This is a genomic window from Aeromonas sp. 600774, assembly GCF_049175075.1.
Lineage (GTDB): Bacteria > Pseudomonadota > Gammaproteobacteria > Enterobacterales > Aeromonadaceae > Aeromonas > Aeromonas veronii_A.
This window is the reverse complement of record NZ_JAAKUJ010000004.1, coordinates 87,394-101,744: the sequence shown is the minus strand read 5'-3', so window position 1 is coordinate 101,744 and position 14,351 is coordinate 87,394. Positions and strand designations below refer to the sequence as shown.

General features: G+C 53.9%; 14 protein-coding genes. All 14 read right to left on the bottom strand.

Annotated elements, in window-relative coordinates; translation table 11 throughout:
- Positions 1–261 precede the first annotated feature (261 nt).
- Entirely contained in the window at positions 262–639 is a 378-nt protein-coding gene (locus G5171_RS06050; RefSeq protein WP_216980226.1) for a DUF2802 domain-containing protein, read from the bottom strand.
- A gap of 28 nt (positions 640–667) precedes the next feature.
- A complete protein-coding gene (locus G5171_RS06045) occupies positions 668–1,156 on the bottom strand; it encodes a chemotaxis protein CheW (RefSeq protein ID WP_005343991.1) in 489 nt (162 codons plus the stop codon).
- Between the two features lie 69 nt (positions 1,157–1,225).
- A complete protein-coding gene (locus tag G5171_RS06040) occupies positions 1,226–2,098 on the bottom strand; it encodes a chemotaxis protein CheW (RefSeq protein WP_323910562.1) in 873 nt (290 codons plus the stop codon).
- Complete coding sequence (locus tag G5171_RS06035; protein ID WP_005353663.1) at positions 2,095–2,889, bottom strand: ParA family protein; 795 nt, start codon at positions 2,887–2,889, stop codon at positions 2,095–2,097. The genes G5171_RS06040 and G5171_RS06035 overlap by 4 nt, the downstream gene beginning before the upstream one ends.
- Positions 2,890–2,893: 4 nt before the next feature.
- Positions 2,894–3,814: a flagellar motor protein MotB gene (locus G5171_RS06030; RefSeq protein ID WP_005334698.1), complete on the bottom strand. Its 921-nt coding sequence runs from the start codon at positions 3,812–3,814 to the stop codon at positions 2,894–2,896.
- Between the two features lie 2 nt (positions 3,815–3,816).
- A complete protein-coding gene (locus tag G5171_RS06025) occupies positions 3,817–4,554 on the bottom strand; it encodes a flagellar motor protein (protein ID WP_019444726.1) in 738 nt (245 codons plus the stop codon).
- Positions 4,555–4,556: 2 nt separating this feature from the next.
- The gene (locus G5171_RS06020; RefSeq protein ID WP_421244140.1) at positions 4,557–5,672 is read right to left on the bottom strand and encodes a protein-glutamate methylesterase/protein-glutamine glutaminase; all 1,116 of its coding nucleotides are present in this window, start codon (positions 5,670–5,672) and stop codon (positions 4,557–4,559) included.
- Between the two features lie 32 nt (positions 5,673–5,704).
- Positions 5,705–7,930, bottom strand: coding sequence for a chemotaxis protein CheA (locus G5171_RS06015; RefSeq protein WP_421259953.1), 2,226 nt, complete (start codon positions 7,928–7,930; stop codon positions 5,705–5,707).
- A gap of 11 nt (positions 7,931–7,941) precedes the next feature.
- Positions 7,942–8,682 carry a protein phosphatase CheZ gene (locus G5171_RS06010; RefSeq protein WP_005343984.1) on the bottom strand — a complete coding sequence of 247 codons (741 nt, stop codon included), beginning with the start codon at positions 8,680–8,682 and terminating at the stop codon, positions 7,942–7,944.
- 12 nt (positions 8,683–8,694) lie between these two features.
- A complete protein-coding gene (gene cheY / locus G5171_RS06005; RefSeq protein ID WP_041234108.1) occupies positions 8,695–9,078 on the bottom strand; it encodes a chemotaxis response regulator CheY in 384 nt (127 codons plus the stop codon).
- 111 nt (positions 9,079–9,189) lie between these two features.
- Positions 9,190–9,909 carry an RNA polymerase sigma factor FliA gene (locus G5171_RS06000; RefSeq protein WP_005343982.1) on the bottom strand — a complete coding sequence of 240 codons (720 nt, stop codon included), beginning with the start codon at positions 9,907–9,909 and terminating at the stop codon, positions 9,190–9,192.
- On the bottom strand, positions 9,902–10,744 hold the full coding sequence (locus tag G5171_RS05995; protein WP_408082997.1) for a MinD/ParA family protein: 843 nt from the start codon (positions 10,742–10,744) through the stop codon (positions 9,902–9,904). The genes G5171_RS06000 and G5171_RS05995 overlap by 8 nt, the downstream gene beginning before the upstream one ends.
- A 34-nt stretch (positions 10,745–10,778) precedes the next feature.
- A complete protein-coding gene (gene flhF / locus G5171_RS05990; protein ID WP_421259952.1) occupies positions 10,779–12,203 on the bottom strand; it encodes a flagellar biosynthesis protein FlhF in 1,425 nt (474 codons plus the stop codon).
- Positions 12,204–12,219: 16 nt separating this feature from the next.
- Positions 12,220–14,325 carry a flagellar biosynthesis protein FlhA gene (gene flhA, locus G5171_RS05985; protein WP_421259951.1) on the bottom strand — a complete coding sequence of 702 codons (2,106 nt, stop codon included), beginning with the start codon at positions 14,323–14,325 and terminating at the stop codon, positions 12,220–12,222.
- Positions 14,326–14,351 lie beyond the last annotated feature (26 nt).

Sequence of the window (14,351 nt, the reverse complement as noted above, 5' to 3'; positions counted from 1 at the left end):
CATCTTAACACAGTATTGGAATACGTCTTTTCCAAGATGCCCATCATCCACTGTTTTTGTGGAGAAGATCGCGCATAAGAGAAAATAGGCGGGAAAAATGATGACAATCAACGACTTCAAAATACATCAAATCGAAAAGATTAATAAAAAATCATCTTAAAACATAATAATTCAATCATCTCACTGTACATCGCGCTACATCAGAGAGCTGTATGCAAGGAGCAGAAAAAAATTCAGGAAGGCGACTGCCTCCCTGAATAATCAAGAGCGACCTTTTCGCAACGATATCAAGAGCTCTGCTTCTGCCTTTGGCAACTCACACTCACTCATGACTTCATCAAGATCGGCGCCCAGTTCGACCATCTTAGCCGCTCGACTGTAGAGCCTGCGTTCGGGATCTTGCATGGTCAGTTCTTGCTGGCGTTCATTGACCTGCTGCATCGCGCCTTCTACCGACTGTAACCGCTGTCCCATGCCAATGGAGCCGCTATGAAGCTCCATCATCTGTTTGCGCAAGCTTTCCAACTGACCTTGCAGCGTTGCCACACTGGCCTCGGACTCCTGCTTGCTACGCTTGCTCTTGAACCAGTTATAAGAGGCAAACACCAAGGCAATCAGGGACACCCCCAAGGCAACCATCTCGATTATCAAAACATCACCTTATTTGTCAGAGGGAACCGATATCTTCCCACTCTTCATCGGAGAGCAGCTTGTTCAAGTCAACCAGGATCAGCAGTTGACCGTCACGGTTGCTGACTCCCTGAATGAACTTGGCACTCTCTTCGGTTCCCACGGCCGGAGCCGCATCGATTTCGGAAGATTTCAAATAAACCACTTCCGCCACACTATCGACCATAATGCCAATCACCTGCTTCTCGGCCTCGATGATAACAATACGGGAATTTTCGCTCACATCACCGGAAGGCAGACCGAAACGGGAACGGGTATCGATGACAGTCACCACATTGCCACGCAGGTTGATGATCCCCAGTACGTACTCAGGCGCACCCGGCACCGGTGCAATTTCGGTGTAGCGCAACACCTCCTGAACCTGCATCACATTGATGCCGTAGGTTTCGTTTTCCAGTTGGAAGGTTACCCATTGCAGCACTTCATCTTCGGCCAGATTCTGTGCGATATTGCGCTTTTCTGTCATGTTTTTATTCCTTTTATGAAAACGTCTACTGCTAAAACTAGCAATAAAACAGCTCGATTGCAGAAGTTATCAGCGACCTTCTATGTTAACCCCACGTTCCAGCAACAGGAGCAGTTCGCGGACGTGTAACAGGGCACACATTTTTTCTTTGACCATGCCCGCCAACCAGGGGCGCTTGCCCTCCTGATGGCGCCATTTCACTTGGTCACGGTGTAACAATTCAGTCCCTTTGAGATGGTGGCAGGCTAATCCCCACGGCGATTCACCAAGCATAATCAGATACTTGTAATCATCCATCTCGAGATGCTGACCCGGCATGACCCACTGGGCAGTATCGACCACATTCATCTTCTGCTCGCGAGAGGTCATGATCCCCTTGTACCAGCCAGGCTGGCCAAACAGGGAGGTGATCTCGCCCAACTGATGAATACCACCCAGCTCGGTCAACGGCACCGCAAACGTCACACCCGCGACTTCAAAGAAAAGGGCCTGAAACTCTTTACCGGTATCGATATTTTCCCAAGCAACCGGTTCACTGGCCTCTACCGGAGCAACCTCCAGCGCAGTCTCGGTCAGGATAGTAGTATGGGGCTCTGCAACCTCGGGAAGCAGAACCTCCGCAGGCCATTCAGGCTCCACCGGCAGCAGTGATTCCTCTGCCACAATCTCCAGCGGAGTGGTGAGTGTTATCTCCTGGGTGAAGGCATCATTTTCGAACTGGACTTGTCCCACCTGAGCCAATAGCTCACCAAGTTGGGCAAGCCGTGGATCGCTTTCGAGGTAAGGTGCGGAGACTACCTCAGGGACGCTTTGGGGCTGACGTTGCAACTGTAAAACAGGGGCAGATTGAACCTCTTCCACCTCATCCAGCACCAGTGGCTCATCGAGCAGCAGGGAGTGGAAATAGTCATCCATCGCCCGTACTTGAATGGTATCTCTCATGCCGTCACCTCATGAACCCGTTGCCGCTCAAGGGCATCCAGATGGTTGAGCAGCGTTTCATATGCATAGGTTCCACGACTCCCGGGAGAATAGATAGACGGGGGGATATGCAGCAAGCTGGCATCCCGAAACTTGGTATCAATAGGGATCACCGCATTCCACACCGAATCCCCATATTGATCCTTGATCGATTTCAAGGTCATCAAAGAAGCACGGGTGCGCTTGTCGAACATGGTCGGGATCACGGTATAACGGAACTTGTCACGCTTGGAACGCTGCATGATCTCGAATGTTTTCATCATCCGCTCCAACCCCTTGAGGGCCAGAAATTCGGTCTGGACAGGCACCAGAATGCGATCGCAGGCAGCCAGCGCGTTGACCATCATCACCCCCAGTACTGGCGGGCAATCGATCAGCACGTAATCATATTGCTCCTGAATGCGCAGCAGTGCCCGCTTCAGTACCAGTCCCATCCCCTCACGATTGCCCATCACCCGATCAAGGGTCGCCAAGGTAATAGATGCTGGCAGTAAGTTGATATTTTCGAACTTGGTCTTAAGCGTCAGTTTATTGACAAGCTCGGCTGTCGGTTTGACAGCTTGAAACAACTCATAGAGGGTTCCATCCAGGCGATCTGAATCAAAATCAAGATATGCAGTCAGCGAAGCATGGGGATCGGTATCAATCAACAGCACCCGCTGGCCACGCTGGGCCAGGATCCCCGCAAGCGAGACCACTGTGGTGGTTTTACCCACACCACCTTTCTGGTTGGCAACCGTCCAAACAATCACTGTATCAATCCTGCCTTGTTGTTATGCGTATGCCACCACCGGGCAAGGTGATCACCTTTATCTCTCCTGCATCCACCGCCTGTTGTACAGCAGGAACCGGTTCGGCAACTACCGTAGGCGTTGCAACCACAGGTGCCGGCGGCACCCAGGCAAATTTGGAGATAGCGACCACAACCTTGCGATTCTGCAGTCTGCCCTGCTCGCTGCCGTTGTCAGCAAAGGGGGAAAACTCGCCATATGCCTCGAACGCCAGACGCTGGGGGGCGATCCCATCGGCAATCAAACCATTGAGTACCGCTTCGGCCCGAGCAGCAGAAAGCGCCCAGTTAGAACGATAAATTTCATTATTTATCTGTTGGTTATCGGTATAACCCCGAACCCTTACATAGTTATCGACCGGTTTGAGAATACTTGAAAGAGTATTAATGACCGGTGCTGCGTTTGGTCCCAAAAAGGCACTGCCGCTACCAAACAACAAGCCGGAACTGAGTTCAACCGTCAGCCAGTTCTCATCTTGCGTCAGTTTGACGATACCGGCATCTACCAGCGAGCCCATGCTCTGTTGCAACTGCATATCGAGTTTTGCAAGTGTCGCGCCATCTTGCAGCACTGGCACACCAGAAATAGGAGCAAGTGAAGGAGAGGGGGATGCTGGGCTTTCCAGCAATGATGGAGAGGCAGATACCGGGTTATCCAGCAGGGAATTACCCTGCCCTTCAAGCAAGCCATTGCCGCCAGACTGCATGACACTGAACGCCTGGCTCATACCATCAATCACCGCGCGATACTTGTCCTTGTTCACCAGTGCAACAGAGTAGAGCACCACGAACAAGGCAAAGATCAGCGTCATATAATCGGCATAGGAGACCAGCCAGCGGTCAAGATGCTCGCGACCCTGCAAGTGCAACCGATAGCGCTTGCGCATGGCTACTCTCCTTTCAAATAGGCCCTGAGCCGGCGTTCAACCTGCAAGCCGTTTTCACCATGGGCGATAGCCAGCAGCCCTTCCAGGGTCATCTCCTGAAAGAGTGCATAGTGATAGTGAAATGCGCGTAGCCTGTTGGCGATAGGCAGGTAGATGAGGTTGGCAAACCCCACTCCATAGATGGTTGCCACAAATGCCACTGCGATCCCAGCTCCCAGTGCTGATGGGTCTTCGAGATGAAACATGGCCTGGATCAGGCCCAGCACGGCACCGATGATCCCGATGGTCGGACTGTACCCCCCCATTGCTTCAAATACCCTGGCGGCATGTTCATTACGCTCCTGCTCGATATCGATATCGGCTTCGAGCAACATGCGAATATCCTCCGTGGAGACCCCATCGACAATCATGCCAAGCCCTTGGCGAGTAAAGTTGTCTTCCTCCTGCTCGGCCTGATTTTCAAGGGCCAGCAGCCCTTGCTGGCGCGCAAAGACGGCCCATGACTGCAACCGTTCGGCCTGCGCCGCGAGATCTTGGTGGGGAGGGGTAAAAATCCATAACAGCTGGCGCAACGCCAGCAGAATGTACTTGGCTGGAGTCTGCAACGTGACGGCACCAACGGTACCACCCAGCACGATCAAAAAAGCGGGGCCGTCCACCAACGTCAACAGGGAGCCGCCATGCCACAGTTGGGCAATGGCAATCGCCCCCAATGCCAGGAGCAGACCGAGCAAGCCCATGATTAGCGCCCCAACTCAACCAGAATACGCTGGGCCACCTTGTCCAGAGGGAGTGATTCGCTGGCAATCCCCGCTTTGGCTACCGCTTGGGGCATACCATATACCACGCAGGAAGCCTCATCCTGAGCCCAGATGGTTGATCCCTGCTCTTTCAGCAGTCTGGCGCCATCACGGCCATCTGCGCCCATACCGGTCAGCACAATCGCCAATACCTTGTCGGCATAGGTTTTGGCCGCAGAGGCAAAAGTGATGTCCACACAAGGCTTGTAATTTACCTTGTCGTTGCCATCCACGATGCGGATGCGAGCCCCAGTACCGCGACCTTCCAACAGCATCTGCTTACCACCAGGCGCCAGATAGGCATGTCCGGGTTTAAGCACATCGCCATCTTCCGCTTCCTTGACGCCAATCTGACATAACCCGTTGAGACGGGCAGCAAACGCGGCGGTAAAAGTGGCTGGCATATGCTGGATAAGCAGGATGGGATGGGGAAAATCCCCCGGCAACTTGGTCAGTACATTTTGCAAAGCAACTGGTCCGCCGGTAGAAGTGCCGATTGCCACCAACTGATAACTCTTGCCACTGCGCTTGAAGGAAGCACTTGGCACAATACGTTGTAGGTCAGGCTGACGATCAGGAGTTCTGGGCGCAGTGCTTCCCAGCGGAGCACGAATAACCGGTTCAGGTGCTTTGGGACGGGCAGCGGATGTCATCAGGAAGCGCTTGCGGGAGATCTCCTTCACCCGCTGTTGCAACAGTCTGACTGCTTCGTCCTTGTCTCTGGCAATGTCTTCAAATTTCTTGGGCAAGAAGTCGAGAGCACCGGCGTCCAGCGCGTCCAGTGTCGCCTTGGCGCCTTCATGAGTCAGGGATGAAAACATCAGAATGGGGGTTGGGCACTTGGCCATGATCTCCCGCACCGCACTGATGCCATCCATCACGGGCATCTCGATGTCCATGGTGATCACATCAGGACGCAGCGACATCACCTTGTCCACTGCTTCACGTCCATTCTGGGCCGTATCAATCACCGTCAGCATGGGATCCTGATTAATGATCTCGCTCACCCGACGGCGAAAGAAGCTCGAATCGTCGACAACTAATACCTTGACTGCCATTGTTGTTTTTCTAACTCCTTGGGCCTGAGCTATTAATGTCTACGCGCATATGCTTTGAGCAGACTCGGCACATCCAAAATAAGAGCAATTCCGCCATCACTGGTAATCGTCGCCCCAGCCATGCCTGGGGTACCTTGAAGCAGGTTATCAAGAGGCTTGATGACCACCTCTTCCTGACCAATCAGGCTGTCTACCACAAATCCGATTTGCTGAGTGCCAATCTGCACTATTACCACATGTCCGGTATCCTGACGTGAACGTTTGTTGGCGCCACGAATCAACCATTTGTGCAGATAGAAGAGCGGTATCGCCTTCTCGCGCACAATGATGGTGAGCTGACCATCAACCATGTTGGCTTTTTTCAGGTCCAGATGGAAAATCTCGTTCACACAACCAAGGGGAAGTGCGAAGGTCTGCTCACCCACTTCAACCATCAGAGTCGGCAGAATGGCTAGCGTCAACGGAACCTTGATTTCGAGACGGGTACCTTTCCCCCAAGTGGAATCTATATGCACCGACCCATTGAGGCTGACAATGCTGGTTTTAACCACATCCATCCCGACACCACGGCCAGAGATATCGGAGATCTCGGCCTTGGTTGAAAAGCCCGGGGCAAAAATCAGGTTATAGGCATCGTTGTCGCTCATGCGAGCAGCAGTATCTGCATCCAGAACACCGCGACTGATTGCGATGGACTTGAGTTTCTCAGGATCCATCCCTGCTCCATCATCCTCAATGCAAAGCAGAATATGGTCACCTTGCTGGGAGGCACTAAGGGTGATCGTCCCTTGCCGCGGTTTGCCCGCTTTCTCCCGCACATCAGGCATTTCGACCCCATGATCGCAGGAGTTGCGAACAAGGTGAACCAGAGGATCGGCGAGCGCCTCTACCAGGTTTTTATCAAGATCGGTCTCTTCCCCCACCATCACCAGCTCAATCTCTTTCTTGAGGGTTCTGGCCAGATCACGCACCACGCGTGGGAAACGACCAAATACCTTCTTGATTGGCTGCATGCGGGTTTTCATAACCGCACCTTGCAGGTCAGCCGTTACCACATCCAGATTGGCAACCGCCTTTGACATCTCTTCATCATTGCTGGCAATACCCAGGCTCACCAACCGGTTACGGACCAGTACCAACTCACCTACCATGTTCATGATGACATCGAGAGTCTTGGTATCCACCCGCACCGTCGTATCGCTTTGCACAGCACTATTTTCTACTGGCGCAGGCGCCGCCTTGGCGGCAGACGCTGGTGCCTTGGCTGCTTCGGCAGATTTTGCGGGAGCAGCCGGTGCTGGTTTGGCTACAGGAGTGGCCGGTTTGGACGGAGTCACCGCGGCAGGTGCGGCAGGTGCGGCAGGTGCGGCAGGTGCGGCAGGTGCGGCAGGTGCGGCAGGTGCGGCAGGTGCCAGAGTACTCTGAGGCCCTTGACCACGACCATGCAATTCATCAAGCAGGCGCTCAAACTCATCATCATCGATAAGCTCGTCCACCTCTTTTTGCACCGACTTCAGAGGATTCACCTCTGGCGCCCCCATGTGCTGTCCCTGACCATGGAGTTGATCCAGCAAGGCCTCAAACTCATCATCGGTGATATCGCCAGATTGGCCAGCAACAGATGATCCTGCCGCACTATTGGTTGTGGTTGGTGTGCCCCCCACGCCATGCAACTCATCCAGCAGACGCTCGAATTCATCAGCTGAAATCTCGTCGATGGAGCCGCCCCCGTTAACAGCTGCAGGATCGCTTGCTTGGTTTATCGGTTCAACGACCTCGGGGTCAGAGACAACCTCAACAACAGAAGTAACAGCCTCCGGCTCCATGCCATTAGCACCGCTGGTCGCGGTTCGAAGTTGCTCTTCTCCTTCAGGCTTGCACAACTCGTGGAGGTCATGGAGCAAATCATCAGACGCAGGACTTGGCGCTTCACGGTTTTGTACTTGGGCGAACATCACGTTTATGGCGTCCAGCGCTTGCAGGATTACATCCATAAGCTCGGCAGTCACTGTTCGCTTGCCGTTACGCAAGATATCAAATACGTTTTCGGCACCGTGACATACGTCAACCAACTCACCCAAAGACAGGAAACCGGCGCCGCCTTTTACAGTGTGGAAACCGCGAAAGATGGCATTTAACAGATTCTTGTCGTCAGGCCGCTTTTCCAAGTCGACCAGTTGCTCAGACAACTGTTCCAATATTTCGGATGCTTCGACCAGAAAGTCTTGCAGTATGTCTTCATCAACTTCGAAGGCCATGCGTCACTCCATTAGAATCCCAAGCTAGACAGCAGATCGTCCACATCATCCTGACCATTGACTACATCGGCACGCGCCTCTGGATTCATGATGGGGCCTTCGGCTTCAATCCCGTTCGCAGGGAGAGTTCGAGTTGCATGCTCAGCTGCAGCCTCACCAAACATAGTCAGCATTTCTATTAATTTTGTTTCGACTTCCTGAACCAGCTTGATGACCTTGCGGATCATCTGTCCTGTCAAATCCTGGAAGTCTTGTGCCATCAGTATTTCTGTCAGCAGTTGTCGTAACTTATCGGCATCTGATTCAGAAGCCTTAATGAAATCATCGAGTTGATGGCATAAGGACTTAAACTGTCCCACGCTCATATCCCTGGACATCAGTGCATTCCAGTTCGGCATCACCAACTGGATATTATCATTCAGGCGATCAGCTATCGGCAGACTAGCCTCAACAGCATCCATGGTGCGATTAGCAGCCTTATCGGTCATATCGATGACATAATTGAGGCGCTCCCGCGCATCGGGAATGTCATGGGTGGCCAAATCGGGAATTCGGGGGTCGAGACGAAATTCTTGAAGTGAGTTATGCAGTTGTCGGGTCAGCTGACCAACTTTATCAAACAGATCGGCTGCGTTGGGGGCACATACATTGGCAAGCAGTTCATCGGCCAGCTCGAATTCACCTTGCTCCAGATGAGCAACAAGCATCCTTGCCTGGTCGAGCGAAATCATTGCTCTCGTTTTGGCCATCATCCCTGCTGCTCCTTAGCCAAGGCGTTCAAAAATTTTGTCGAGTTTTTCTTTGAGCGTTGCTGCAGTGAAAGGCTTGACGATATAACCGTTAACGCCGGCTTGCGCGGCTTCAATGATCTGCTCACGTTTGGCTTCCGCCGTCACCATCAGCACCGGCAGATGCTTGAGCTTCTCATCGACACGAATGGCTTTCAGCAGGTCGATACCTTGCATGCCTGGCATGTTCCAGTCAGTAACCACAAACTGGAAATCACCATTTTTCAGCATCGGCAGTGCTGTGTTGCCATCATCCGCTTCATGGGTATTGTTGAACCCAAGGTCGCGCAGCAAGTTCTTGATAATCCGGCGCATCGTTGAAAAATCGTCAACAATGAGGATTTTCATGTTCTTGTCCAAAATTCCCTCCTCAATAGCCACCTGAGTGGCTCACTTACATGATGCTAAAAATGGGTTGTGTCATGCGGATTATGCCTTAGAGTTTCATCTCAGTGTAGCCAGTACAAACACTTATAGATGCCAATCTCTCAAACGAGCGCGCAGTCTGTGCATTGCTTGGCTATGTATCTGACTCACGCGCGACTCACTTACATTCAAAACCTCACCAATTTCACGTAAATTCAGCTCTTCATCGTAGTAAAGAGAGAGAACCAGAGCTTCTCTCTCTGGTAAGCGACCGATTTGCTCCGACAGTTGAATTTGAAATCGTTCTGCGGCCAGTTCATCAAACCCGGAGCCTGACGGTGCTTCATCAGGGTTACCGATCACATCCTCACTGACCCCCAAATCCTCGATACCGATGATCTTGCCGCAGGAGACATCCTGCAACATGACATGATAATCAGCGAGAGAGACTCCCATTTGCGCTGCGACTTCCGTATCACGAGCATCCCGTCCATTGGCTTGCTCAACATTTTCGATCGCTTCTGCAATCGCTCGGCTGTTTCGATGCACGGAACGAGGCACCCAGTCACCACGCCGGATCTCATCCAGCATGGCACCACGGATACGAATCCCGGCATAGGTCTCGAAACTGGCCCCCTTGCTACCATCAAAGTTCCGCGACGCTTCGAGAAGCCCAATCATACCTGCCTGGATCAGGTCATCCAGCAAGACACTGCTTGGCAGGCGAGCCAGCAAATGCTGGGCAATCCGCTTGACCAGTGGAGCATGGCGCTCTACCAGCAGATAGGAATCCTGATGACGCAAGTACGCTTGGGCTTTATTCACGGGAACCTTCCTGTGTGGTGGCCTGAGTCTGTAACAGATTCTCCAGGAAAAACTCCAGATGACCGCCAGGCTGGTTGGGTACCGGCCAGCTAGCCGCTTTGTTGGCCAATGCGCGGAAAGCCAAAGCCGCCGGCGACTTGGGAAACGCCTCGACAATCAGTTTCTGCTTGCGTACTGCTGCGCGTAAATTGGTGTCATAAGGCACGCAGGCAACCAGTTCCAGTGACGTATCAAGGAAACGATCCGTTACCCGGGTCAGCTTGGCAAAAAGCTCCTGCCCTTCGCGCAGGCTGCGTACCATGTTTGCCACTACCTTGAAGCGAAATACACCGTGCTCTTTGGAAAGGATCTTGATAAGGGCATAGGCATCGGTAATAGAGGTAGGCTCGTCACACACCACCACCATGATGTCCTGCGCGGCGCGGGTGAAACTCAGCACCATGTCCGAGATCCCCGCCGCCGTATCCACCATCAGAATATCAACCTGGGTCTTCATCTCGCTGAAGGCGCGGATCAGTCCGGCATGTTGTACCGGCGAAAGCTCGACCATAGACTGGGTCCCCGAGGTTGCAGGCACAATCATCATGCCGTACGGTCCCTCAACGATAATGTCGTCGATCGTGCACTCGCCTGCCAGCACGTGAGAGAGATTGCGATGAACCCGCAACCCCAGCATGACGTCAACATTTGCCAGACCAAGGTCAGCATCCAGCACCATCACCCGTTTGCCTTGGGCCGCCATGGCTCCCGCCACGTTCAGGGTCACGTTGGTCTTGCCTACGCCACCTTTACCACCGGAAACGGCGATCACTTTTACTCGATTGTTTTGACGCATTTTGCGCAGACCACTCGCCTGATCCATATACATGTTACTCATAAAACTCCGAATCTTCGGCCTCGCCAAAGCCTGTGCCCCAGAAATAGGGCTCCTCTGTTTCTCGCTCCAGCGAGCCCATGGCAGCTCCGACGAGCTGCGCCGCATTGGCAACCTGAATATCTTCCGGAACCCGCTGCCCATCAGTGATGTAACTGATAGGCAAGACATTCTGGATACACACGTTAATTACTTCGCCCAGATTCAGACTCTCATCCAACTTTGTAAGTATGCAGCCGCTCAAGGGAATGCGCCGGAAATGGTCAACCGCTTCCTGCATTACCCGACGCTGGGAAGTTGCCGACATCACCAGATAGCTGCGGATCCTCACCTTGGCATTTTTGACCAGGGTATCGAGCTGCTCGGTCAGCCGGATATCCCGTTGCCCCACGCCTGCCGTATCGATCAATACCAGCCGGCGGTGGCGGAACTGATAGAGGGCATTGGCCAGCTCTTCGGCATCACGCACCTGACGAACCGGACAGCCCATGATCCGGCCATAAGTCTGTAATTGCTCATGAGCCCCGATCCGGTAATTGTCAGTGGTGATAAGGGCCACCTGCTCGGCGCCATACTTCATGGCAAAACGGGCTGCCAATTTGGCAATGGTGGTCGTCTTGCCCACCCCTGTTGGCCCCAGCAGAGCAACCGCCCCCCCCTGACGTAAAATTTCGTCTTCACTGATCTTGAGCTGAGCCGTCAACACTTCAGCCAACTGGGCCATCGCCTGATGGATAGGCATGTCTTCAGGGATCAGCCCCGCCAGTTGATCGGAAAAGGCATCGTCAAAGCCCATCTTCTTGAGCTCTTTGATGAGCAGGGCACGCATCGGCTCGCGTCGTTCAACCTCCTGCCACATCAGACCGGAGATCTGGTGCTCCAGCAGTTTACGGATGCTGGCCATCTCCTTGCGCATCCCCTCCATCTCCTGATCCCGCTGGGCAGGTTGATGGGCCCGTTGGCCGGATACGACACGCGCCTTGGGTTTGGCAGGTTCCGGGACTGTGCCCCACTGTCCCTGCTCGGCCAGCGTTCTGGGCACTGCATTGGCAGCAGCCAGACCAGCCGATTGAGTGTTGCCCATGGGAGCCCCATTGCCAGGCTTCAGTTTCTGCTGACGCGCGAGGAGGGCGGCCAGGGTATCAGCATAATGTTCGTTCTGTTCCTGAACCTTTGCGGGCTCGGGACGGGTCATCTGCCGAGCAGCAGACGAAATATTGACGCTCTCATCGTTCAGCTGACGGCGAACCGGCGCATCTTTGGGGCTCGGAACCTGGGATTGATAATCAACAGCGGCGACTATCTCTACCCCCCCGGTAACCTTCTTGTTGGACATGATGACGGCATCGGGCCCGAGCGTCTCCTTGACCTCGGCCAGAGCCGTTCGCATGTCCTTGGCAAAAAACCGCTTAATCTTCACCCGTCGTCTCCGCTAACTAGTTCTGCCCTACCGCACTGACGATGCGAATCTGCTTGTCGTCCGGCACTTCCTGATAGGACAGCACACGTAATCCAGGAATGGCATTCTTGACAAATTTCGCCAGGGTATTGCGCAGGATCCCCGATGTCAGAAGCACAGCCGGTTGGCCTTCCAATTCTTGTCGTTGAGTGGCTTCCACCAGTGAACGCTGCATTCGCTCCGCCAGACCCGGCTCAATACCGGCGCCATCACCACCACCCGCTTGCAAAGACTGATGCAATATACGTTCCAATTCAGGTGCCAATGTAATCACCGGTAGCTCGGGATCAGGGCCGGCAATCTCCTGAACAATCAGGCGACGCAGGGCAATCCGGCAAGCCGCGGTGAGCACTTCCGGATCCGGGCTGCGCGGCGCGTATTCCACCAGGGTCTGCAGGATAGTGCGCATATCGCGAATTGGCACCCCTTCATTGAGCAAATTCTGTAATACCTTCACAAGGTTACCCATGCTGATCACTTCAGGCACAAGCCCTTCGACCAGTTTGCTCTGATGTTTGCCAATCATGTCGAGCAACTGCTGTACCTCGTCATGGCCGAGCAACAGTGACGCATGGTTGGTCAAGATCTGGCTCAAATGGGTGGCAACTACGGTCGCAGTATCCACCACTGTATACCCCAGGGTCTGCGCCTGTGACACCTGCTCCTTGGCTACCCACACTGCTTCAAGTCCAAACGCGGGATCCCGAGTGGCAATCCCCTGGATCTGGCCGAATACCTGCCCCGGGTTGATGGCCATCTCTTTATCATGGTAGACGTTGGCCTCGCCGGTACTGACTCCCATCAAGGTGATGCGATATTGGTTGGGTGCCAAATCCAGGTTGTCGCGAATGTGGACAGCAGGCACCAGAAAGCCCAGCTCTTGCGAGAGTTTCTTGCGCACCCCTTTGATCCGGTTGAGCAATTCGCCCCCCTGATTGCGATCCACCAGCGGGATTAGCTGGTAACCCACTTCCAACCCGATGATGTCTACCGGCATCACATCGTCCCAGCTCAACTCTTTCTGCTCATGCGATGGCTGATCTGCACTGGTCGGCATCAACTCGCGACTGGCTGCTTTGGCTACCGCCAGTTTCTCGCGGCGCAGCAGCCACCAGGCTCCGGCGGCAGCGAGCGCCCCCAGACTCAGGAAGGCGAAGTGCGGCATCCCCGGCACCAACCCCATCATCAGCAGGATACCGGCAGAGATGATCAAGGCCTTGGGGTTATCGAACAGTTGGCCTAATACCGCTGTGCCCATATCCTGATCGGTATTCTGACGGGTCACTATGATGGCTGCGGCGATAGAGAGCAGCAGGGAGGGGATCTGCGCTACCAGACCGTCACCGATCGCCAGCAGGGTATAGATCTCGGCAGATTCGCTGAAGGTAAGATGATGCTGCATCATCCCGATGATGAAGCCGCCGATGATGTTGATGAAGAGGATCATGATGCCTGCTATCGCATCACCTTTGACGAACTTGGAGGCACCATCCATGGAGCCATAGAAATCGGCTTCCTGGGTTACATCAAGGCGACGCTTCTTCGCCTCTTCCTGATTGATGAGACCGGCATTCAAATCGGCATCGATAGCCATCTGTTTACCCGGCATCGCATCCAGGGTAAAACGGGCACTCACTTCCGCGATCCGCCCGGCACCCTTGGTGATAACTACAAAGTTGATGATCATCAGGATGGTAAAGACGATGATACCGACCGCATAGTTGCCGCCGATCACCACGTTACCGAATGCCTCGATCACATGGCCTGCCGCTGCACTGCCATTGTGGCCCTCCAGCAGCACCACTCGGGTCGAGGCCACGTTCAACGCCAGCCGCAGCAAAGTGGCGAGCAGCAATACGGTCGGGAAGGCAGCAAATTCGAGGGGGCGCCGGGTATAAACGGATACCAGCAGCACCACGATAGAGAGCGCAATGTTGAAAGAGAAGAGCACATCCAGCATCAGCGGGGGGATGGGTAACACCACCATGCCGAGCGCAGCCAACACCAGCAGAGGGGTACCAAGGCCTTTGCTCAACACTCCCCGAGACTGTTTTAACTGGCCCAATACTGCCTTGAAATGCATCGCTCTTCTCAATGTCAACCTGCTGG

Coding starts and splice junctions, on each gene's coding strand:
- G5171_RS06050 (WP_216980226.1), bottom strand. CDS start 639: ATGGTTGCCTTGGGGGTGTCCCTGATTGCCTTGGTGTTTGCCTCTTAT.
- G5171_RS06045 (WP_005343991.1), bottom strand. CDS start 1,156: ATGACAGAAAAGCGCAATATCGCACAGAATCTGGCCGAAGATGAAGTG.
- G5171_RS06040 (WP_323910562.1), bottom strand. CDS start 2,098: ATGAGAGATACCATTCAAGTACGGGCGATGGATGACTATTTCCACTCC.
- G5171_RS06030 (WP_005334698.1), bottom strand. CDS start 3,814: ATGCGCAAGCGCTATCGGTTGCACTTGCAGGGTCGCGAGCATCTTGAC.
- G5171_RS06025 (WP_019444726.1), bottom strand. CDS start 4,554: ATGGGCTTGCTCGGTCTGCTCCTGGCATTGGGGGCGATTGCCATTGCC.
- G5171_RS06020 (WP_421244140.1), bottom strand. CDS start 5,672: ATGGCAGTCAAGGTATTAGTTGTCGACGATTCGAGCTTCTTTCGCCGT.
- G5171_RS06015 (WP_421259953.1), bottom strand. CDS start 7,930: ATGGCCTTCGAAGTTGATGAAGACATACTGCAAGACTTTCTGGTCGAA.
- G5171_RS06010 (WP_005343984.1), bottom strand. CDS start 8,682: ATGATGGCCAAAACGAGAGCAATGATTTCGCTCGACCAGGCAAGGATG.
- G5171_RS05995 (WP_408082997.1), bottom strand. CDS start 10,744: ATGCGTCAAAACAATCGAGTAAAAGTGATCGCCGTTTCCGGTGGTAAA.
- flhA (WP_421259951.1), bottom strand. CDS start 14,325: ATGCATTTCAAGGCAGTATTGGGCCAGTTAAAACAGTCTCGGGGAGTG.